18 protein-coding genes are annotated in these 20,283 nt (G+C 66.0%); 14 read left to right on the top strand and 4 right to left on the bottom strand.

Translation table 11 applies throughout. From position 1 onward, the window contains the following. Positions 1-180: 180 nt before the first annotated feature. Both ppsR and AC4PTB_RS03660 read right to left on the bottom strand, forming a co-directional pair. Positions 181-1,566 (bottom strand): transcriptional regulator PpsR, encoded by a 1,386-nt coding sequence (ppsR, locus tag AC4PTB_RS03665; protein WP_492191745.1) that lies wholly within the window; start codon positions 1,564-1,566, stop codon positions 181-183. Between the two features lie 98 nt (positions 1,567-1,664). Next, a complete protein-coding gene (locus AC4PTB_RS03660; protein ID WP_492191744.1) occupies positions 1,665-2,483 on the bottom strand; it encodes a cobalamin B12-binding domain-containing protein in 819 nt (272 codons plus the stop codon). A gap of 322 nt (positions 2,484-2,805) precedes the next feature. On the opposite strand from AC4PTB_RS03660, the gene bchF reads away from it, so the two are divergent. From bchF to AC4PTB_RS03590, 14 genes are all read left to right on the top strand, one after another. After that, positions 2,806-3,321 carry a 2-vinyl bacteriochlorophyllide hydratase gene (bchF, locus tag AC4PTB_RS03655; protein ID WP_055209586.1) on the top strand — a complete coding sequence of 172 codons (516 nt, stop codon included), beginning with the start codon at positions 2,806-2,808 and terminating at the stop codon, positions 3,319-3,321. Next, positions 3,318-4,592, top strand: coding sequence for a ferredoxin:protochlorophyllide reductase (ATP-dependent) subunit N (locus AC4PTB_RS03650; RefSeq protein ID WP_492191743.1), 1,275 nt, complete (start codon positions 3,318-3,320; stop codon positions 4,590-4,592). Before bchF ends, AC4PTB_RS03650 begins: the two co-directional genes overlap by 4 nt. Continuing rightward, positions 4,589-6,166 carry a ferredoxin:protochlorophyllide reductase (ATP-dependent) subunit B gene (bchB, locus tag AC4PTB_RS03645; RefSeq protein WP_492191742.1) on the top strand — a complete coding sequence of 526 codons (1,578 nt, stop codon included), beginning with the start codon at positions 4,589-4,591 and terminating at the stop codon, positions 6,164-6,166. The genes AC4PTB_RS03650 and bchB overlap by 4 nt, the downstream gene beginning before the upstream one ends. Before the next feature lie 4 nt (positions 6,167-6,170). After that, positions 6,171-9,740: a magnesium chelatase subunit H gene (locus AC4PTB_RS03640; RefSeq protein ID WP_492191741.1), complete on the top strand. Its 3,570-nt coding sequence runs from the start codon at positions 6,171-6,173 to the stop codon at positions 9,738-9,740. 28 nt (positions 9,741-9,768) lie between these two features. Next, on the top strand, positions 9,769-10,683 hold the full coding sequence (bchL, locus tag AC4PTB_RS03635; RefSeq protein ID WP_492191740.1) for a ferredoxin:protochlorophyllide reductase (ATP-dependent) iron-sulfur ATP-binding protein: 915 nt from the start codon (positions 9,769-9,771) through the stop codon (positions 10,681-10,683). 1 nt (position 10,684) lies between these two features. Continuing rightward, a complete protein-coding gene (gene bchM / locus AC4PTB_RS03630) occupies positions 10,685-11,359 on the top strand; it encodes a magnesium protoporphyrin IX methyltransferase (RefSeq protein ID WP_492191739.1) in 675 nt (224 codons plus the stop codon). Continuing rightward, complete coding sequence (locus AC4PTB_RS03625) at positions 11,356-12,789, top strand: PucC family protein (RefSeq protein WP_492191738.1); 1,434 nt, start codon at positions 11,356-11,358, stop codon at positions 12,787-12,789. Before bchM ends, AC4PTB_RS03625 begins: the two co-directional genes overlap by 4 nt. Before the next feature lie 14 nt (positions 12,790-12,803). Next, a complete protein-coding gene (puhA, locus tag AC4PTB_RS03620) occupies positions 12,804-13,568 on the top strand; it encodes a photosynthetic reaction center subunit H (RefSeq protein ID WP_492191737.1) in 765 nt (254 codons plus the stop codon). Positions 13,569-13,639: 71 nt separating this feature from the next. After that, positions 13,640-14,281 (top strand): photosynthetic complex putative assembly protein PuhB, encoded by a 642-nt coding sequence (gene puhB, locus AC4PTB_RS03615; RefSeq protein WP_492191736.1) that lies wholly within the window; start codon positions 13,640-13,642, stop codon positions 14,279-14,281. 10 nt (positions 14,282-14,291) lie between these two features. Next, on the top strand, positions 14,292-14,780 hold the full coding sequence (gene puhC, locus AC4PTB_RS03610) for a photosynthetic complex assembly protein PuhC (protein ID WP_492191735.1): 489 nt from the start codon (positions 14,292-14,294) through the stop codon (positions 14,778-14,780). Between the two features lie 171 nt (positions 14,781-14,951). Further along, positions 14,952-15,776, top strand: a complete 825-nt coding sequence (puhE, locus tag AC4PTB_RS03605) for a putative photosynthetic complex assembly protein PuhE (protein WP_492191734.1) — start codon at positions 14,952-14,954, stop codon at positions 15,774-15,776. Positions 15,777-15,884: 108 nt separating this feature from the next. Continuing rightward, the gene (locus AC4PTB_RS03600; RefSeq protein WP_492191733.1) at positions 15,885-16,373 is read left to right on the top strand and encodes a lysozyme inhibitor LprI family protein; all 489 of its coding nucleotides are present in this window, start codon (positions 15,885-15,887) and stop codon (positions 16,371-16,373) included. Between the two features lie 15 nt (positions 16,374-16,388). Beyond that, a complete protein-coding gene (locus AC4PTB_RS03595) occupies positions 16,389-16,970 on the top strand; it encodes a NifB/NifX family molybdenum-iron cluster-binding protein (RefSeq protein ID WP_492191732.1) in 582 nt (193 codons plus the stop codon). Positions 16,971-17,009: 39 nt separating this feature from the next. Further along, complete coding sequence (locus AC4PTB_RS03590) at positions 17,010-18,332, top strand: ABC1 kinase family protein (RefSeq protein WP_492191731.1); 1,323 nt, start codon at positions 17,010-17,012, stop codon at positions 18,330-18,332. On the opposite strand, the gene AC4PTB_RS03585 is transcribed toward AC4PTB_RS03590, so the two are convergent. After that, entirely contained in the window at positions 18,329-19,567 is a 1,239-nt protein-coding gene (locus tag AC4PTB_RS03585; RefSeq protein WP_492191730.1) for a sensor histidine kinase, read from the bottom strand. The two genes, AC4PTB_RS03590 and AC4PTB_RS03585, sit on opposite strands and share 4 nt — an antisense overlap. Next, on the bottom strand, positions 19,564-20,217 hold the full coding sequence (locus AC4PTB_RS03580) for a response regulator transcription factor (RefSeq protein WP_492191729.1): 654 nt from the start codon (positions 20,215-20,217) through the stop codon (positions 19,564-19,566). The genes AC4PTB_RS03585 and AC4PTB_RS03580 overlap by 4 nt, the downstream gene beginning before the upstream one ends. Positions 20,218-20,283 lie beyond the last annotated feature (66 nt).

The following is a 20,283-nucleotide window of genomic DNA, read 5'->3' as shown; positions in this document are numbered from 1 at the left end:
AATCAGGTATGAGGGATTTCGGCCGCAAGGCGATCGACCCGGCGCCGATCCGGCGGCGGCCGATGATGCGGCGATGCGAAACGTCAGGAGCAATAACCGCCGGTGCCGCCCCGCCCCGGCAGGACAAGGCCAATGTCGCGCGCGACCCCGGCGCTGGCCCCGGTCAATCCGGCCGGAGTGTTATTCCGCGTCCTTCGACAGCAGGCCGAACTTGCGCAGCTTCACATAAAGCGACTGCCGCGACAGCGACAAAAGCTCGGCCGCCGCCACCCGGTTGTTGCCGGTCAGCTCCAGCGCGGTTTCGATGCACATCTTCTCGATGATCTCGGTGGTCTCCGAAACGATGTCGCGCAGCGTGGCATAGCCCACCATCTGCATCACGTTGCGCAGCCCCTCGTTGCTGGCCATCCCCGGCATGATCCGGGTCGCATCGGCAAGGTTGCTGTCGCGGATCACCAGCGCGATCGTCGGTGTCGCCCGGTCATGGAACAGCGTCGCCGACAGCTCGACCGTGACCTGCCCCGAGAAATCGGTGTTCAGCCGGGTCACGTAATGGCGCAGATGGCCGATGCGCTTGACGTTATCAAGCAGCACGTTCAGGTCGACGGCCCCGCGCGACAGGAAATCGGCAAAGGACCGCCCCTGCACCAGCGCCGCCGAGCCCGCATCGGTCAGATAGAGAAAGGCGTCATTCGCCGCCCGGATCGTGCCGTCGGCGTCCAGAAACACCATCGCATCGACGCCCTTGAGGAAGAGCCGCTCGCTCAGCTCGACCGTGTCATCGACGCGGGGACGCCGGGCCTCAGCCTCGCCCAGACGGCACAAAAGCAGCCGGTCGCCCGCGGCCCGGAACAGCGTCGCCGTCACCGTCACCTTGCGGCGCGAGCGGCGGATCGTCAGCTCGACCCCGCCCAGCGGGTCCGAGCCGGCCAGCTTGGCCAGGTTTTCCAGGAATTCGCCGCGGCGGCGCCCGTCCAGCTCCTGCCCCACCGGCGCATCGATCAGCTCGGCCCGGGTGGCGCCGATCATCCCGGCCGCGGCCAGGTTCAGATCGGCAATCCGCCCGGTCGACATCGACACGATCAAAAGCGGCGCCGGATGCGCCTCGAGCAGCACGCGATACCGGGTCTCGATCTCGCGCTGCGCCTCGTAATCGCGTTCCAACGCCAGCTGCGCCTTGACCAACTGCTGCTGCACCTCGGCCAAGGGCTGCATGTCGCGCCCGATCAGCAACAGCGTCCCATCCTCGCCCGAGCGGGTAATGGTGTAGCGCACCGGCAGGGTGAAGGCCTCGGCGGAATGGGTCAGTTCCAGCTGCAGCGCGCGACCGGGCTCCGGCCCGTCAGCAAGCCGGTTTTCCAGCTTCTGCGCGCTTTCCGGGCTGAAGAGCTGCGACAGCCGCGCCCCCTGCCAATCCGCGAAACGCTCCGCGGCGCCAAACTGCGGGCTGACCATCACCGTTTCGACAACACGACCGGGCGACACAATCAGCGCAATGTCGCAGACCGATGTCACGATGTCAGCCAAAAGCTCGGGAGAGACCCTTTGCAAGGCCTCCCGTCGCATCAAGAAGCTTCCATCAGATGTCACGGCCGCAACCTTTCCACAACCCGTGTCTCTTCGTCAGCCTTCCCTCGTCTTCCTCGACCCACAACCGTTTTCAGTCATACCAGAGAGAATTCGGAAATGACGAGCGAAAGATCGTTCGTCACCAGATCCGCCCCGGTTCTTGCGAGTGCTTCGGCACGCTGCGATACGATGGCGCCACCGATCGCAACGCGCATCCGCCCCTTCGTGAGGCTGGAAAGGGTTTTGACAAGTTTGGCGCAGATTTCAACCCTGTCCATGCTGCCGACGGTGATCAAAGCCGCATCAAACCGGGTTGTCGCCAGCAAACGCGACAGATCGCTCAACCCCGGAGCGAAGAGCATCCGCACCGACACCCCCCGGCGGCGAAGCTCCATCGCCACGATGAGCGACCCAAGCGTGTGCTGCTCGCCCGGGGGCACGATCAAAAGCACGGTTGCCCCGCTGGTGCCGCCGACCGAGTCGGTCGTGACCAGCCTTTGCAGCGCATGCAGCAATTCCTGCAGCCGCGAAATCGCGATCGTCACCTGCGCGAAGCCGATCCGGTCACTGTCCCAGGCGGCGCCGATCTGCCGGGCCGCCTCGGGGATGTAGTGCGTGGCGATCTCCTCAACCGGGACATGCGCGGCGCGGAAGTCCTCGAACAGCAGGTCCATCGCGCCAAGCTCCGGTCCCGTTGCCAGTTCGACCATCCTGTCCACAAGCACGGTCTGCAGTTCCGCCACTCCGTTCATGCGCCGCGCGACAAGCCGCCCGATCGCCTCCAAAGCAAGACCGACGAAACCATCAGGGCATCCCGTCGAGCCATGCTCGAGTTCAACACTTATATCCCGCATTCGAGTCCCCGAAACCCAACGTCGCCCGGGATCATTCCTCATCCTGGACGAGCGGAACATGACATGGGTCAATAAACCCACATCTGTTACACATCAACACGCCGTTTCCGCCCCCGCCCCGGCCCGGTCGGCGGCACATCGACCGCCGCGGCGCAAGGCACGGGCCAAGTTGAGAAAAGGCGCATCCCGCCCCGCCCGGTTTTCGCCCGGACGGGCCGTGGCCGTGGTTTAGCCGGGCGCGGGCCGAGGCATCAAGGCGCCCCTGCGCGCGCGGGCAGCGGCGTTTCGTCCCGCCCCTGAGTGTAAGTTTTCATTGACACTTTCTCGTGACAAGCCCAGTTTCACGGCAGAGTGCGCTCACGAAGAAAGGCTGGCTGCCACTATGCCAAACTCCCCCCAAAACCCGTCGCGAAAGGCACTCTACACCGAGGAAGAACGCGCCCGCAGGGACGCGACTCCGTGGACCGTGGTGCAGGCCATCCTGGCGCCGCTGCAGTTCCTGGTCTTCGGTATCTCTCTCGTGCTCGTGGTGAGATTCCTTTTCACCGGAGAGGGTTACGAGGCTGCGACGATCTCGATCCTGATCAAGACGCTTTTGCTTTACACGATCATGGTGACCGGAGCGATCTGGGAAAAAGTCGTGTTCGGGCAGTATCTTTTCGCCCCCGCCTTCTTCTGGGAGGACGTGTTTTCCTTCGGGGTGATCGCGCTGCACACGGCCTATCTCTGGGCGCTTTTCACCGGCCAACCGCATGAGCTGCAAATGTTCATCGCGCTGGCTGCCTATGCAACCTATGTCATCAACGCCGGACAGTTCCTGTGGAAACTGCGTCAGGCGCGGCTTCAGGCAGCTTCCGAAGACGCCGGCTCCCTGGTGATGGAACGGGGGACGCGATGAGCCTCGATTCGCCGACTTTCGGCTGCACCGATTCTCCGGTGCGGCGCGAGCGTGGTCAGAAAGCCGTGTTTTGCGGCCTGACCTCGATCGTCTGGCTGCACCGCAAGATGCAGGATGCCTTCTTTCTGGTCGTCGGCTCGCGCACCTGCGCGCATCTGCTGCAGGCCGCCGCGGGCGTGATGATCTTTGCCGAGCCGCGCTTCGGCACCGCCGTTCTGGAAGAGCAGGATCTGGCGGGTCTGGCCGATGCGCACAAGGAGCTGGACCGCGAGGTGGCGAAGCTTCTGGAGCGTCGCCCCGATATCCGGCAGCTGTTCCTAGTCGGCTCCTGCCCCTCCGAAGTGCTCAAGCTCGATCTTGACCGCGCCGCCGAACGGCTGAGCGGCATCCACGCGCCGCATGTGCGGGTTTACAGCTACACCGGCTCGGGTCTGGATACGACCTTCACGCAAGGCGAGGACACCTGCCTTGCCGCGATGGTGCCGACGCTCGACACCACCGACGCGGCCGAACTGATCGTCGTCGGCGCCCTGCCCGATGTGGTCGAGGATCAGTGCCTGTCGCTTCTGACGCAACTGGGCGTCGGCCCGGTGCGGATGCTGCCCGCGCGGCGCTCGGACATCGAGCCCGCCGTCGGGCCGAACACCCGGTTCATTCTGGCGCAGCCTTTCCTTGGCGAAACCGCCGGGGCTCTGGAACGGCGCGGCGCGAAGCGGATCGTGGCCCCCTTCCCCTTTGGCGAGGAAGGCACGACGCTCTGGCTGAAGGCCGTGGCCGATGCCTATGGCGTCTCGGCTGAAAAGTTCGAGGCCGTCACCGCCGCGCCCCGCGCCCGGGCGAAAAAGGCGATTGCCGCGCATCTTGAGACGCTCACCGGCAAGTCGCTTTTCATGTTCCCCGACAGCCAGCTGGAAATTCCGCTGGCGCGGTTTCTGGCGCGCGAATGCGGCATGAAGACGACCGAGATTGCCACCCCCTTCCTGCATAAGGCGATCATGGCGCCGGATCTGGCGCTGCTGCCGTCGAACACCGCGCTGACCGAGGGGCAGGATCTGGAAGCCCAGCTGGACCGGCACGAGGCGATCAACCCCGATCTGACCGTTTGCGGTCTGGGGCTGGCGAACCCGCTCGAGGCCAACGGTCATGCGACGAAGTGGGCAATCGAACTGGTGTTCACGCCGGTGCATTTCTACGAGCAGGCGGGGGATCTGGCCGGGTTGTTCTCGCGCCCGTTGCGCCGTCGTGCATTGCTGAACGGAGGCGCGGCATGAAGCTGACGCTCTGGACCTATGAGGGCCCGCCGCATGTCGGCGCGATGCGTGTTGCGACCGCAATGAAGGACCTGCAGCTGGTGCTGCACGGGCCGCAAGGCGACACCTACGCCGATCTTCTCTTCACGATGATCGAGCGCCGCAATGCCCGCCCGCCGGTGAGCTTTTCCACCTTCGAAGCCTCGCATATGGGCACCGACACCGCGATTTTGCTGAAGGACGCGCTGGCCGCCGCCCATGCGCGCTACAAGCCGCAGGCGATGGCGGTGGCGCTGACCTGCACGGCGGAACTGCTGCAAGACGATCCGAACGGGATTTCCCGCGCGCTGAACCTGCCCATCCCGGTCGTGCCGCTGGAACTGCCGAGCTATTCGCGCAAGGAAAACTACGGCGCGGACGAGACCTTCCGCGCGCTGGTGCGCGCGCTGGCCGTGCCGATGGAGCGCACGCCCGAGGTGACCTGCAACCTGCTCGGCGCCACCGCGCTTGGCTTCCGTCATCGCGACGACGTGGCCGAGGTGACGAAGCTTCTGGCCACGATGGGGATCAAGGTCAATGTCTGCGCGCCCTTGGGCGCCAGCCCCGATGACCTGCGCAAGCTCGGTCAGGCGCATTTCAACGTGCTGATGTATCCCGAAACCGGGGAATCGGCGGCGCGGCATCTGGAGCGCGCCTGCAAGCAGCCTTTCACCAAGATCGTGCCGATCGGCGTCGGCGCCACCCGCGATTTCCTGGCCGAGGTGAGCAAGATCACCGGCCTGCCCGTCGTCACCGACGAATCGACGCTGCGGCAACCCTGGTGGAGCGCGTCCGTCGACTCGACCTACCTGACCGGCAAGCGCGTCTTCATCTTCGGCGACGGCACCCATGTCATTGCCGCCGCGCGGATCGCCGCGAAGGAAGTCGGTTTCGAAGTCGTCGGCATGGGCTGCTACAACCGCGAGATGGCCCGCCCGCTGCGCACCGCCGCCGCCGAATACGGGCTCGAGGCGCTGATCACCGACGATTACCTTGAGGTCGAAAAGGCCATCGAGGCCGCAGCACCCGAGCTGATCCTTGGCACGCAGATGGAGCGCAACATCGCGAAAAAGCTGGGCCTGCCCTGCGCGGTGATCTCGGCCCCCGTCCATGTGCAGGACTTCCCCGCCCGCTACGCCCCGCAGATGGGCTTTGAAGGCGCGAACGTCCTTTTCGACACCTGGGTGCATCCGCTGGTGATGGGGCTTGAGGAACATCTGCTGACGATGTTCCGCGAAGATTTCGAATTCCACGACGCGGCCGGTGCCAGCCATCATGGCGGCAAGGCGGTCGCCCGGGAAGAATCCCCTGTCGTCCCGGCCGAAGCGGCCCCAGCGGCGACCTCCGACACCCCGGCAGCGCCCTCGCCGGTAGTCGTGACCCAGGCCAGCGGTGAAATCCGCTGGCTGCCCGAGGCCGAGCGCGAATTGCGCAAGATCCCGTTCTTTGTCCGGGGCAAGGCCAAGCGCAACACCGAACTTTATGCCGCGCACAAAGGCGTGTGCGACATCACCGTCGAAACCCTCTATGAGGCCAAGGCCCATTATGCACGATGAGTCGATGAGCGGAACCCTGCCGCTGCCGCCGCACCGTCCGGGCGGTTATAACGTCGTGATCATCACGCTCGACCAGCATGCCGCCGGTCCGGCTGCCCGCGCTTTGCCGCGGCTGCAACACGACTTCCCCGACATCCATGTCTCCGTCCACGCCGCTGCCGAATGGTCGGAAAACCCGGCCAAGCTCGCCGCTGCGAAAGCGGCCGTGCTGAACGCCAATATCGTTGTCGCGAACCTTCTGTTCATCGACGAACATCTGCAGATGATCGTGCCCGAGATGCAGGCGGTGCGTGACACTCTGGATGCCTTTGTCGGCATGGTCGCCGATCCGCAGGTGGTCCGTCTGACGAAGATGGGCGATCTGGACATGACCAAGCCCGCTTCGGGGCCGATGGCGCTTTTGAAAAAGCTGCGCGGCAAGAACGAACCCGGTGCCGGATCTGCCGAAAAGCAGATGTCGATGCTGCGCACGATCCCGAAGATGCTGAAATTCATCCCGGGCAAAGCGCAGGATCTGCGCGCCTGGTTCCTGTGCATGCAATATTGGCTGGGCGGCTCCGAAGACAACATCGAATCGATGGTCCGCTATCTGGTGGGCCGCTATGCCGACAACCGCGACTGGCGCGGCATCAAGGCGGCGGCGCCGATCGACTACCCCGAGGTCGGACTTTATCACCCCGACATGCCGGGCCGGATCACCACCGATCCTTCCAAGCTGCCGCAGCCCGCTAACCCGGTCGCGACGATCGGTCTTTTGATGCTGCGCAGCTACATTCTGGCCAAGGACACCGCGCATTATGATGCGGTGATCCGCGAATTGCAGGCGCATGGCGTCGCCGTTCTGCCCGCCTTTGCCGGTGGCCTGGATGGCCGCCCGGCGATCGAGGAATTCCTGCACGGCAAGATCGACACGCTGCTGTCGCTCTCGGGCTTCTCGCTCGTCGGGGGCCCGGCCTATAACGACAGCGATGCGGCGGTCGAAACGCTGAAAGCGCTTGATGTTCCTTACGTCACCGCGCAGCCGCTGGAATTCCAGACGCTGGGGCAATGGCGGGCCTCGGGCGGCGGACTTGGCCCGGTAGAAACCACCATGCTGATCGCGCTGCCGGAAATCGACGGCGCGACGAACCCGACCGTTTTCGCGGGCCGCCATGATCCGGCGGGCTGCGTGACCTGTGCACGCGGTTGCAAACCCGATCCGGAAGCCGAAAGCCACGCCATGGCCCCCTGCCCCGAGCGGATCGAGACGCTGGTGGACAAGGTCGTCCGCATGGCGAAGCTGCGCCGCTCCAAGGTCGCGGAGCGCAAGGTCGGCATCGTGCTTTACGGCTTCCCGCCGAATGCGGGGGCGGCCGGGACCGCTGCATATCTGTCGGTCTTTGAGAGCCTTTTCAACGTGATGCACGCGATGAAGGCTTCGGGCTACCAGATGGGCGAGCTGCCCGAAAGCGTGCAGGAGCTGCGCGACGCGGTGCTCTGCGGTCCGAACACGACGCATGGGCAACCGGCGCAGATCGCCGCCCGGATTCCGGCCGCCGAATTCGTCGCCCGCACGAAATGGCTCAAGGACATCGAGGCCGCCTGGGGCTCCACCCCCGGCAAGCACCAGACCGACGGGCGGGACGTCTTCGTTCTGGGCCGTCAGTTCGGCAATGTCTTCGTCGGGCTGCAGCCGGTCTTCGGCTATGAAGGCGACCCGATGCGGCTTCTGTTCGAGAAGGGCTTCGCTCCGACCCATGCCTTTGCGGCCTTCTACCGCTGGCTGCGCGAGGATTTCGCCGCCGACACGCTGCTGCACTTCGGCATGCACGGGGCGCTTGAATTCATGCCCGGCAAACAGGCGGGCATGTGCGAGGCCTGCTGGCCGGATCGGCTGATCGGCAACCTGCCGAACGTCTATCTTTATGCCGCCAACAACCCGTCGGAAGCCACCCTTGCGAAACGCCGCTCGAATGCGGTCATCGTCAGCCACCTGACCCCGCCCTTGGCGCAATCGGGCCTCTACAAGGGTCTGGCCGAGATCAAGGAAAGCCTTGGCCGTCTGCGCGCCCTGCCCCCCGACTCGCCCGAATGCGAGGATCTGGAGGCGCTGGTGCGCGAACAGGCCAAGGGCGTGAACATGGACGCCTCGGACCTCTCGACGCTGTGGGAGAAACTCCTTGAAACCGAAGGCGCGCTGATCACCGAGGGTCTGCATGTCGTCGGCCGTCCGATGACCGCCGAGGCCCGGGCCGAGATGCTTGATCTGATGCCGGAGAATGCCGACCGTGCGCGGGCGGACAAGCTTCTGCAGGAAGAGCATGAAATCGCCGGGCTTTTGCGCGCGCTTGATGGCCGCTATGTGCCGCCGGTGCCGGGCGGGGATCTGGTGCGCTCGCCCGAGATCCTGCCGACCGGGCGCAACATCCACGCCTTCGACCCGTTCCGCATGCCGACCGCCTTTGCGATCCGCGACGGCGCGGCGCAGGCGGCGCGGCTTCTGGCCACCCACCCCACCCTGCCGCGCTCGATCGCGCTGGTTTTGTGGGGCTCGGACAACATCAAGTCGGATGGCGGCCCGATCGGTCAGGCGCTGGCGCTGATGGGCGCGCGGCCGCGGTTCGACACCTACGGGCGCCTGGCCGGGGCAGAGCTGATCCCGCTGGCCGAACTTGGCCGTCCGCGCATCGATGTGGTGATGACGCTCTCGGGCATCTTCCGCGACCTGCTGCCGTTGCAGACGAAGCTTCTGGCCGAGGCCGCTTACCTGTGCGCCAGCGCGGAGAATGAGCCGCTGGCGCAGAACTTCATCCGGGCGAACGTGCTCGCCACGATGCAGGACACCGGGATGGACTTCGAGACCGCCTCGCTGCGGGTGTTCTCGAATGCCGAGGGGGCTTATGGCTCGAACGTCAACACGCTGGTCGGCTCGGCCGGTTTTGGCGATGAGGACGAGCTGGCCGATGCCTATGAGTCGCGCAAATCCTTTGCCTATGGGCGGGACGGCAAGTCGACGAAACAGGTGAACCTGCTGCAAAACGTGCTGTCCAAGGTCGATCTGGCCTATCAGAACCTTGAATCCGTCGAACTGGGCGTGACCACCGTCGATCACTATTTCGACACGCTGGGCGGCATCGCGCGGGCGACGAAACGGGCGCAGGGCGGCAAGGAAACGCCGGTCTATATCGGCGACCAGACCCGCGGCGCGGGCACGGTGCGCACGCTGCAAGACCAGATCGCGCTGGAGACCCGGGCGCGCAGCCTGAACCCGAAATTCTACGAAGGGCTGCTCAAACACGGCGCCGAAGGCGTGCGGCAGATCGAAGCGCAGGTGACGAACACCCTTGGCTGGTCTGCCACGACAGGGCAGGTTGAACCTTGGGTCTATCAACGGCTTTCGGAAACCTTTGTCCTTGACGACGAGATGCGCGAGCGGCTGGCCAGCCTGAACTCGGCCGCGTCGAGCCGGATGGCGCAACGGCTTCTGGAAGCTTCGGACCGCAACTACTGGCAGCCGGATGCTGCAACTCTGGCCGCGCTGCAAGCCGCCGCGGACGAGTTGGAGGACCGGATGGAAGGCGTTGCGGCAGAATGACATGGACGACGACGAAAAGGAGGGCCGCATGAGCCCGCGCGACGACATTCCCGACCTGAAGGGCTTCGACGGTGACGGCGAGGGCTCGGTGCAGGTGCACGACAGCGAAGACATCGGCCTCGATGTCGGCGGCGCGCGCGTGTTCTCGGTCTACGGCAAGGGGGGGATCGGCAAATCGACGACCTCTTCGAACCTCTCGGCCGCGTTCTCGCTTCTGGGCAAGCGCGTGCTGCAGATCGGCTGCGATCCGAAGCATGACAGCACCTTCACCCTGACGGGGCGGCTGCAGGAAACCGTGATCGACGTGCTCAAGCAGGTGAACTTCCACCCGGAAGAACTGCGCCCCGAAGATTACGTGACCGAAGGCTTCAACGGCGTGATGTGCGTCGAAGCGGGCGGCCCGCCCGCGGGCACCGGCTGCGGCGGCTATGTCGTTGGTCAGACGGTGAAGCTGCTCAAGCAGCATCACCTGCTGGAAGACACCGATGTGGTCGTTTTCGACGTTCTGGGCGACGTGGTCTGCGGCGGCTTTGCGGCCCCCTTGCAGCATGCCGACCGGGCGCTGATCGTGACCGCGAACGACTTTGACAGCATCTATGCGATGAACCGCATCATCGCGGCGGTGCAGGCGAAATCGGTCAACTACAAGGTTCGCCTTGCGGGCTGCGTGGCGAACCGCTCGCGCGAGACGAACGAGGTCGACCGCTACTGCGAAGCCGCCAATTTCAAGCGCATCGCCCATATGCCGGATCTCGACTCCATCCGCCGCTCGCGGCTGAAAAAGCGCACCCTGTTCGAGATGGACGATGCCGAGGATGTGGTGATGGCGCGCGCCGAATACATCCGTCTGGCCGAGACGCTCTGGCGTTCGACCGGCGAGCCGGGCCTGACGCCCGAGCCGCTGACCGATCGCCATATCTTCGAACTTCTGGGATTCGACTGAGATGGCCTCCGATTACGCAGAGATCCGCAACCGCGTCGAACACTATTTCGACCGCACCGCCACCCGCGCCTGGGAACGGCTGACGACCGCGGATGCGAAAGTGAGCAAGGTCCGCCAGACCGTGCGCGAGGGCCGCGACACGATGCGCGCGGTCATGCTCTCGCGTCTGCCCGACGATCTGACCGGCTGCCGCGTCATGGATGCGGGCTGCGGCACCGGGCTGACGACGGTGGAACTGGCCAAACGCGGCGCCGATGTGGTGGCGGTGGATATCTCGCCGCAGCTGATCGACATCGCCAAGGACCGCCTGCCGCCCGAGCTGCGCAACAAGGTCAGCTTCCATGTTGGCGACATGGCGGACCCGGCGCTTGGCCAGTTCGATTATGTCGTGGCGATGGACAGCCTGATCTATTACCGCGCCCCGGACATCGGCCGGGTGCTGACGGAACTGGGCAAGCGCACCCATAGCGCCATCGTCTTCACCGTCGCGCCGAGAACAGCCTTCCTGATGGCGTTCTGGTGGCTGGGCAAGCTTTTCCCGCGGTCGAACCGCTCGCCGGTGATGATCCCGCATGCGCTCGACAAGCTGCAGCGCCATGCGGGCGACAGCCTGATCAAGATCGACCGCGTCGCGCGCGGTTTCTACATCTCGGAATGCCTGGAGTATCGGCCATGATACTCTCCCGCCGCATGATCGGTTCGCTGGCGATGACCTGGCTGCCCTTCGCCGATGCGGCGTCCGAAACCCTGCCGCTGCGGCAATTGCTGCGGCTGTCGCTGTTTCAGGTTTCCGTCGGCATGGCGCAGGTGCTGCTTCTGGGCACGCTCAACCGGGTGATGATCCTGGAGCTGGGCGTGCCTGCGCTTGTCGTGGCGGCGATGATCTCGATTCCGGTGCTGGTGGCGCCCTTCCGCGCCATCCTTGGCCACCGCTCCGACACCTACCGCTCGGCGCTTGGCTGGAAGCGGGTGCCCTATCTGTGGTTCGGCTCGCTGTGGCAGATGGGCGGGCTGGCGCTGATGCCCTTCGCGCTGATCCTGCTCTCGGGCGATCAGACCATGGGTCCGGCCTGGGCGGGCGAGGCCTTTGCCGCCGTCGCCTTCCTGATGGCGGGCGTTGGCATGCACATGACGCAGACCGCGGGTCTGGCGCTGGCCGCCGACCGCGCGACCGAGGAAACCCGGCCGCAGGTGGTCGCGCTGCTTTATGTCATGTTCCTGATCGGCATGGGCATTTCGGCGGTGATCGTCGGCTGGCTGCTGCGGGATTTCGACCAGATCACCCTTATCCGCGTCGTGCAGGGCTGCGGGGCGATGACGCTGGTGCTGAACGTCATCGCGCTGTGGAAACAGGAAGTGATGCGGCCGATGACCAAGGCCGAACGCGAAGCGCCGCGGCAAAGCTTCCGCGAGGCCTGGGGGCTTCTGGCGGCCGAACCGGGCGCGCTGCGGCTTCTGGCCACGGTGATGGTCGGCACGCTTGCCTTTTCGATGCAGGACGTGCTTCTCGAACCCTATGGCGGGCAGGTGCTTGGCCTCGCGGTGGGGCAGACGACCTGGCTGACCGCGGGCTGGGCCTTCGGCGCGCTGGTCGGTTTCATCTGGTCGGCACGGCGCCTGTCGCAGGGCGCGGTGGCGCATCGCGTCGCTGCACGCGGGCTTCTGGTCGGCATCGTCGCCTTTACGGCGGTGCTGTTCTCGGCGCTTTTCGGCAGCAAGGTGCTGTTCTTCGCGGCGGCCATGGGCATCGGCCTTGGCAGCGGCATGTTCGGAATTGCCACGCTGACCGTGGCGATGATGGTGGTCGTGCGGGGTGCTGCCGGCATCGCGCTCGGCGCCTGGGGTGCGGCGCAGGCCACGGCGGCGGGGCTTGCGGTCTTCATCGGGGGTGCGACGCGTGACCTCGTTGCCCACGCCGCCGCGGCGGGTTATCTGGGGTCACTCGATAGCCCGGCGCTCGGCTACACGGTGGTCTATGTGACCGAAATCGGACTGCTCTTCATCACCCTTGCCGTGCTCGGACCGCTCGTTCGCCCCGGCAGCCTTTTCCCCAAGAAGCCGGAAACCGGCGAGGCTCGGATCGGCCTTGCCGAATTTCCAACCTGACAAAGGAGGACCACATGGTCGGTGTCAATTTCTTCGGAGACTTCGATCTGGCCAGTCTTGCAATCTGGTCGTTCTGGGCGTTTCTCGCCTATCTGATCTACTATCTGCAAACCGAGAACATGCGCGAAGGCTATCCGCTCGAAAACGACGACGGCCTGCCTTCGGTCAACCAGGGTCCGTTCCCGGTGCCCTCGCCGAAGACCTTCGAGCTGGCCGATGGCCGCAAGATCGTCGTTCCCTCGGTCGAGAACGAAGAAGCCCACCGTCGCACCGACCTCGCGCTTGAGCGCACCTCGGTCAACGAAGGCTATCCGTTCCGTCCGACCGGCAACCCGATGCTCGACGGCGTGGGCCCGGCTTCGTGGGTGCCGCGGCGCGACGAGCCCGAGGTTGACGCGCATGGTCACAACAAGATCCAGCCGATGCGCAAGACCGAGATGAAGGTTTCCGCCGGTCGCGATCCGCGTGGCATGCCGGTGCAGGCCGGGGATACCGAAGTGGTCGGCAAGATCGTCGACATGTGGGTGGACATCCCCGAGCAGCTGGTCCGTTACCTCGAGGTCGAACTGAACTCGGGCAAGAAAAAGCTGCTGCCGATGACCATGCTGAAGATCTGGTCGGACCGTGTGCGCGTCAACGCGATCACCTCGGACCTGTTCGACACCATCCCCGACATCAAGTCGCCGGATGTGGTCACCAAGCTCGAAGAAGACAAGATCTCGGCCTATATCGCCGGGGGCTACATGTACGCCAAGGGTGTCAAACCCTACGCGCTCTGATGCGAGCCTGCGGGGACGGCGCGCGCCCGCGCCGTCCCGTCTGACCGCACTACTGGAATACGGAGGTCTGCATGTCAGACCATGACTTCGACTTCGAACCCCAGCCGGGGATTCCCGCTCCCCTGCCGGAAGGCGAAGAGATTCTCTGGCAGGGCAAGCCCGACATGTGGATGCTGGCGCGCGACGCGTTCAAGATCCGCTGGATGACGGGCATCATGCTGTTTGTCGCCGCCTGGCGCACGACGCTTCTGTGGCACGAGGAAGGCGCGCGTGTTGCGCTGCCCAGTGCCGTGCTTTTCCTTCTGATGGCCGCTGTCGTCTACGGGCTGATGCTTCTGCTCGCCTGGGCGCAGGCCCGTGCCGCGATCTACACCATCACCTCGGCCCGCGTGATCCTGCGCATCGGCGCCGCGCTGCAGGTGACCTTCACCATTCCCTTCACCGTGATCGAATCGATGTCGCTGGCCAAGCTCGGCCGCAAGGGCTTCGGCACGATCGCGCTGCAGAACCGCTCGGACATGCGCCTGTCCTATGGCGTGCTCTGGCCGCATGCGCGCCCTTGGCATTTCCGCGTGCCGCAGGCCGCCTTCCGCTGCATCCCCGAGGCCGAAAAGGTCGCCCGCATCCTCTCCGAGGCTGCGCAGGCGAAGCTGAACGAACCGCAGGTCGTCGCCGCACCGAAAGCCGGTGCCGGTCTGGCCGTGGCGGAATAAGGGGAACAAGATGGCACAGCTTCCGCTCTCCCCTGCCCCGCAGCGCCCCGAGGCGAAACCCGCGGGCAAGCCCGAGGCCGAACTGATCCCGAAGCCGCTGTTGCGGGCGATGATCGGCATCGCGCTCCTGTCGCTGGCGCTGACCACCTATGCCGTGCTGACCGACCGCCCGCGCGAGGGCGTGCCGCCGCCGGGCAAGGTCGTCGCCGAAAAACTGGTCGTGCTCAAGGATATCGACGCCCGCCATGTCACCGTCTCCGACCCCGAGGGCAATCTGCTGCTCGATCTGCCCGAGGGCGGGTTCGTCGACGTGATGGCGGCCGCGGTGCGCCGCTCGCGCGCCGTGGCGCGGATCACCGACAACCCGCCGGTGCGGATCGTGCGCTATGACAATGGCCGTCTGACGATGGAAGACCCGGCTACCGGATGGTCCACCGAACTTTACGCCTTTGGCGCCGACAGCAAGGCCGCCTTCGAGCGTATTCTTGACATGAAGTGAGGAACCCATGCCCGCTTTGACCAGCCACGTACGACCGAATTCCGCCGCCCCGGCGCGGCGGCAGGCGTGGCCTTGCGGGTCTTGCGTTACCGCCCCCGTGGCGGTTCGGATCGGGGCGATGGGCGCGTCCCCCGGTCCAGCGCGGCGCCCCCGTGACCGGGGGTGCCGCGCATGAACAACCCGTGGCTCGTGGCGCTGACGACGATCTTCGTGTGGTGGTTCTCCACCGGCGCGATCCTGTGGCGTATCCGCCGCGCCGACCTGTCAGGCCGGGCAGCGCATATGCGCTCGGTCGTCGGCGGGCTGCCGCTGTTGATCGGCGGCTATATCGCGATGGCGAATTCCGCCGATGACACCTCGGTGCGCGGCGCCCATATCGCCTTCCTGTCCGCCGTCTCGGTCTGGGGCTGGTTCGAGCTGGCTTTCCTCTCGGGCGTGGTCGCCGGTCCGAACCGCGATCATTGCCCGCCCTTCGCGCCGATGACGGAACGGTTCATCCGCTCGGTCGGCACGCTTTTGTGGCATGAAATCGGCCTGATCTCGGCCTTGATCCTCTGCGCGGTGCTGGTCTGGGGCGGCGAGAATCATTTCGGCCTCTGGACCTTCGCGACGCTGTTCTTCGCCCGCGTCTCGGCGAAGCTGAACCTGTTCCTGGGCGTGCCGCGGATCAACACCCAGTTCCTGCCGAAACCGCTGGCCCATCTGGCCAGCCATTTCCGCCACGCCCGGATGAACTTCCTTTTCCCGGTCTCGATCACCGTGCTGACCTTTGCCACCGGCTGCTGGATGGAACGCGCCGCCGATGCGCAGACCGACGGTATCTTCATCGGCTTCGTGCTGTTGACCGTGCTGACGGCGCTGGCGCTTCTGGAACACTGGTTCATGGTGCTGCCGCTGCCGGACCAGAAACTCTGGACCTGGATGCTGCCCTCGGTCGAAGACCCGGCCGATGCGGTGGCCGAGCCGGTGCCGGGGCGCATTCCGCTGGGCAAGTGACGCGCGCAAATGTGACCGCGCGATGTCGGAATTTGTGACGAGGTCACAGACGCCCCCTGCCCCGCGCGTTTATCTGCCCGCATCCGGAATTTCATAAGGTTTCCGCCGATGCGTGTTTCGACCCTCTCGCTTGCCCTTTGCCTGAGCCTGCCACTGCCCGCCCTTGCGGGAAATCCCACCGCCGATTGCATGGTAGAGGCGACGACGCCCGAGGCGCAGGCGGCCTGCATCGGGCTTTCGGCCGAGGCCTGCCGCAAGCGTCCCTCCACCACCCAGCCCACCGATGTCGCGGCCTGCTATGCCGACGAACACGGCTGGTGGCGCAAGCGCATGCTGACGGCGGCCGAGGCGATGAAGGCGCGGGCGGAAAAGCTGGACGTGCCCTATTCGAAACAGATCGCCGCGGGCATGCCGCGGCTCGTCGACGATACGCAGATCATGCTTGACGCCTGGCAGACATGGGCCGAGAAACGCTGCACCTTCGAGGGGATGGTGCATCGCAATTCGCCCCGCCGGATGGTCTATGCCGCCGCCTGTCACATGCGGCTGACCGCCGAGCAGACCCTGTTCCTCGAAGCCTCTGCCAAAGCCAACTGACCCCGAGGAGCGCCCATGCTGATCGCCGTTGCCAGCCAGAATTTCCGCACCATCACCGGACATGCGGGCAAGACCCGCCGCTTTCTCGTCTATGAGGTGACGGCCGATCAGGGGCCGGTCGAGGTGGATCGCCTTGACCTGCCGAAAGAGCTGGCGATGCATGAGTTCCACGGCGACGGGCCGCATCCGCTTGATGCGATGACGGCGGTGATCTCGGCCAGCGCGGGCGAGGGCTTTGTCGCGCGCATGGCCGAACGCGGCGTGCTGGCGGTGGTGACCGAAGAGGAGACCGACCCGCAAGCCGCCGCGGCGGCGCTGGCCGAGGGCTTGATGGATGCGCTGATCGGCACCGCCCGCACGCTGGAGGGGCTCTCGCCCGGCTGCGACGGACGCGGCGGCTGCGGTGGCCGGGGCGGCTGCGGCGGCCATGACCACGACGACGACGATGGACATGACCATGGCCACGGCGGCTGTGGCTGCGGTGGCCACGATCACCACCATGATCACGGGCACGGGGCCGTTCCCACGCTGCGCGATGCGCCGCGCCAGGGCGGCGGCTGCGGCTGCGGCGGCGGCGGCGGCTCTTGCCGGGGCTGAGCCCCGTCCTATCTGACCGAAACCAAACCCGGAGCGACCATGACCGAGCGCAAGCCCGATATGAAACCCATGCCCGTGCCGTCCTCGCGCTTCGTGCGTGCGGCGAAGCTTGGCGGGCTGGCCTCCAGCATCGCAGGCTCGGTGATGGCCGAGGGGGCAAAAAGCCTGGCCCGCGGCCAGCGCCCGGTGATGAGCGATCTGCTGCTGACGCCGCAAAACGCGCTCAAGGTTGCCGACAAGCTGGCGCAGATGCGCGGCGCGGCGATGAAGATGGGGCAGCTGATGTCGATGGACGCGGGCGAGATGCTGCCGCCCGAGCTGTCGCAGATCATGGCCCGGCTGCGCTCCGAGGCGCATTTCATGCCCCCCGCGCAGCTGAAAAAGGTGCTGATCACCGCTTGGGGGCCGGATTTCCTGAAGCATTTCAAGAAATTCGACGTGCATCCGATTGCCGCCGCCTCGATCGGGCAGGTGCATCGGGCCTGGACCAAGGACGGCCGCGATCTGGCGATCAAGGTGCAATATCCGGGCGTGCGCACCTCGATCGATTCGGATGTCGACAATGTCGCGACGCTGATGAAGATTTCCGGGCTGGTGCCGAAGGGGCTCGATATCTCGCCGATGCTGGAGGAGGCAAAGCGGCAGCTGCACGAGGAGGCCGATTACGAGCGCGAGGGCAAATATCTGGCGCTGTTCGGACAGCTCAAGGAAAATAGCACCGATTTCACCGTGCCCGCGCTGCATGCCGATCTGACCACGCGCGAGGTTCTGGCGATGTCCTTCGTCGAGGGCGTGCCGATCGAGAGCCTTGAAACCGCGCCGCAGGCGGAACGCGACCGGGTGATGCGGCTGATTGTCGATCTGATCTTCCGCGAGCTTTTCGAGTACCGGCTGATGCAGACCGACCCGAATTTCGCCAATTTCCGCTATGATCCGGCGACGGGGCGGGTGATCCTGCTCGATTTCGGCGCGACGCGGGAATTCCCCGAGGACTTTGCCGAGCGCTATCGACGGCTTTTGCGGGCGGGGCTTGCGGATGACATGACCGGCGTGCGCGATGCCGCGCGCGAGATCGGTTTCCTGCATGCCGAGATGCCCGAGGATCTGGAAGCGATGCTGCTGGGGATGTTCCGCATGACGGTCGAGCCTTTGCGCCAGCCCGGGTTGTACGATTTCGGGCAGAACGATCTGGCGCTGCGGATGCGCGACGAAAGCATGGCCTTGCAGTCGCATCGGCATCATTTCCGCTTTCCGCCGGTGGACAGCCTGTTTCTGCAACGCAAATTCGGCGGCGTCTATCTGCTGGCAACGAAGCTGCGCGCCCGGATCGCGCTTCGCGACGTCGTCGAAAGCTGGCTTTAAAACCGCACCACCACCCGCGCCAGCCCGGCGCGGATCGACTTCTCGACGCTCGCCCCCATCGCCGTCGCCAAGGCGGCGACGATGGAAAGCCCCAGCCCCAGCCCGCGCGACCCCGGCCCCTTGGCGAAAGGCGCCTCGACAAAGGCCACCTGCGCGGTCGGGTTCTCGATCATCAGCGCCGCGCCGCCCCCCTGCCCCGCCTCGGCCGGGCAGATCACCACGCGCACCGGCCCGCTGCCGTGTTCAAGCGCATTTTCCAGCAGGTTGCGGATCAGGATCGCCAAAGCATCGGCATCGACGGGCAGGCTCAGGTGTTCCAGATCGCCATCGTCGAAATGCACCACCGCCCCCTGCCGCCGCGCTTCCGCAACCAGAAGCCGCGCCACCTGCAGCAAATCCGAGGGGCCGCGCCCCAGACCCAGCCCCGCCTCGGAGCGCGAGAGCTGCAACAACCGCTCCACCCGCCGGGTCAGATCGTCGAGCATCGGCAGCGCCGCCACCGCCCCCGGCCCGCCCAGCAGATCAAGCCGCCCCCGGATCGCCGCAATCGGCGTGCGCAGCTCATGCGCGGCATTGGCGACGAAGCGGCGCTCGATCGCGCGCAGATCGTCGATCCGGGCCAGATAGCCGTTCAACCCATGCGCGAGCGGGCGCAATTCCAGCGGCAGACCGGCCTCGGGCAGGGGTGAGAGATCGTCGGGACCGCGCCCGGCGATCATTTCCGCCAGATCGTCGAGCGGCGCCAGCGCACGGCGCAGCGCACGGCGCAGGCCCCAGATCAGCAGCGCCACCACCGGACCGACCAGGATCAGCAGCGAGACCGCCGCCTCGGCCATCTCCGAGCGCCGCCAGGCCTGATTATGCGCCACCTCGACCACTTCATGATCGCCGCTGCGCCGCAACACGCGCCAGCCCGCCTGTTCGAAAAAACCGTCTGTCGCGGGCGAGACCCAGGGCACCGCGGGCTCGGGCACCCCGGGGCGGATGATCCGCAACAGCCGCTGGTCCTGCCCGGGCGAGACCCCCACCAGCCGCGGCACCGCCGTGTCGCTGCCGGTTTCCAGCGCAAGCAGCGTCGTCTCCGCGACCAGTTCCAGCTCTTCGTCGAACCCCTCGCTCATCTCGCGGTCGATGAAGACCGCGGTCAGCGCCACCGTGCCCAGCCAGCCCAGCGCCACCACCCCCAGCACGGCGCGCAACAACCGGTTGCGGATCGAGCGCGGGGAGAAGGTCATGGCAGCACGTAGCCCAGACCGCGCCGGGTCTCGATCACCGCGGGGCCAAGCTTCGCCCGCAACCGCGAGACATAGACCTCGATCGCATTGCCCTCGATCCGGTCATCAAAGGCGTAAAGCGCCTCTTCCAGCGCGGATTTGCCCAGAACCCGGCCGCGCGCGCCCAGAAGCGCCTCGAACAGCGCCCATTCCCGCGCCGTCAGCCGCACCTCGGCCCCCGCCCGCCAGACCCGCGCCAGCGCCCGGTCCACCTCCAGCTCGCCCAGCACGATCCGCGCCTCGGGCACGCCCTGCGCCCGCCGGGCATGGGCCCTGATGCGGGCGGACAATTCGTTCAGATCGAAGGGCTTGACCACGTAATCATCGGCCCCGGCATCCAGCCCCGCAATGCGGTCGGAAATCTGGTCGCGGGCGGTGGCGATGATGAAGGGGGTGCGGTCGCCGCGGTCGCGCCGGTCGCGCAGCACCGCCAGCCCCGAGCCGTCAGGCAGGCCAAGATCCAGGATCACGCAGCCATATTCGCTCACCGCAAGCGCCGTCAGCGCGCCCTCGACATCGCCGGCAAGATCGACGGCATGGCCCTCGGCGCGCAGGTGGCGCGCAAGGGTCTCGGCCAGATCGGCGGTATCTTCGATCAGAAGCAGACGCATGTTCCCGGCATAGCCGCGCGGCGGGGCTTTGACGAGCGCTTTCCGCGCCGAAGTTTTTGGCCTGCG

This window comes from Rhodobacter sp. 4.3.4 (genome assembly GCF_058724655.1).
The sequence above is the reverse complement of the archived record's forward strand: the minus strand, read 5'-3'. Positions and strand labels throughout refer to the sequence as shown.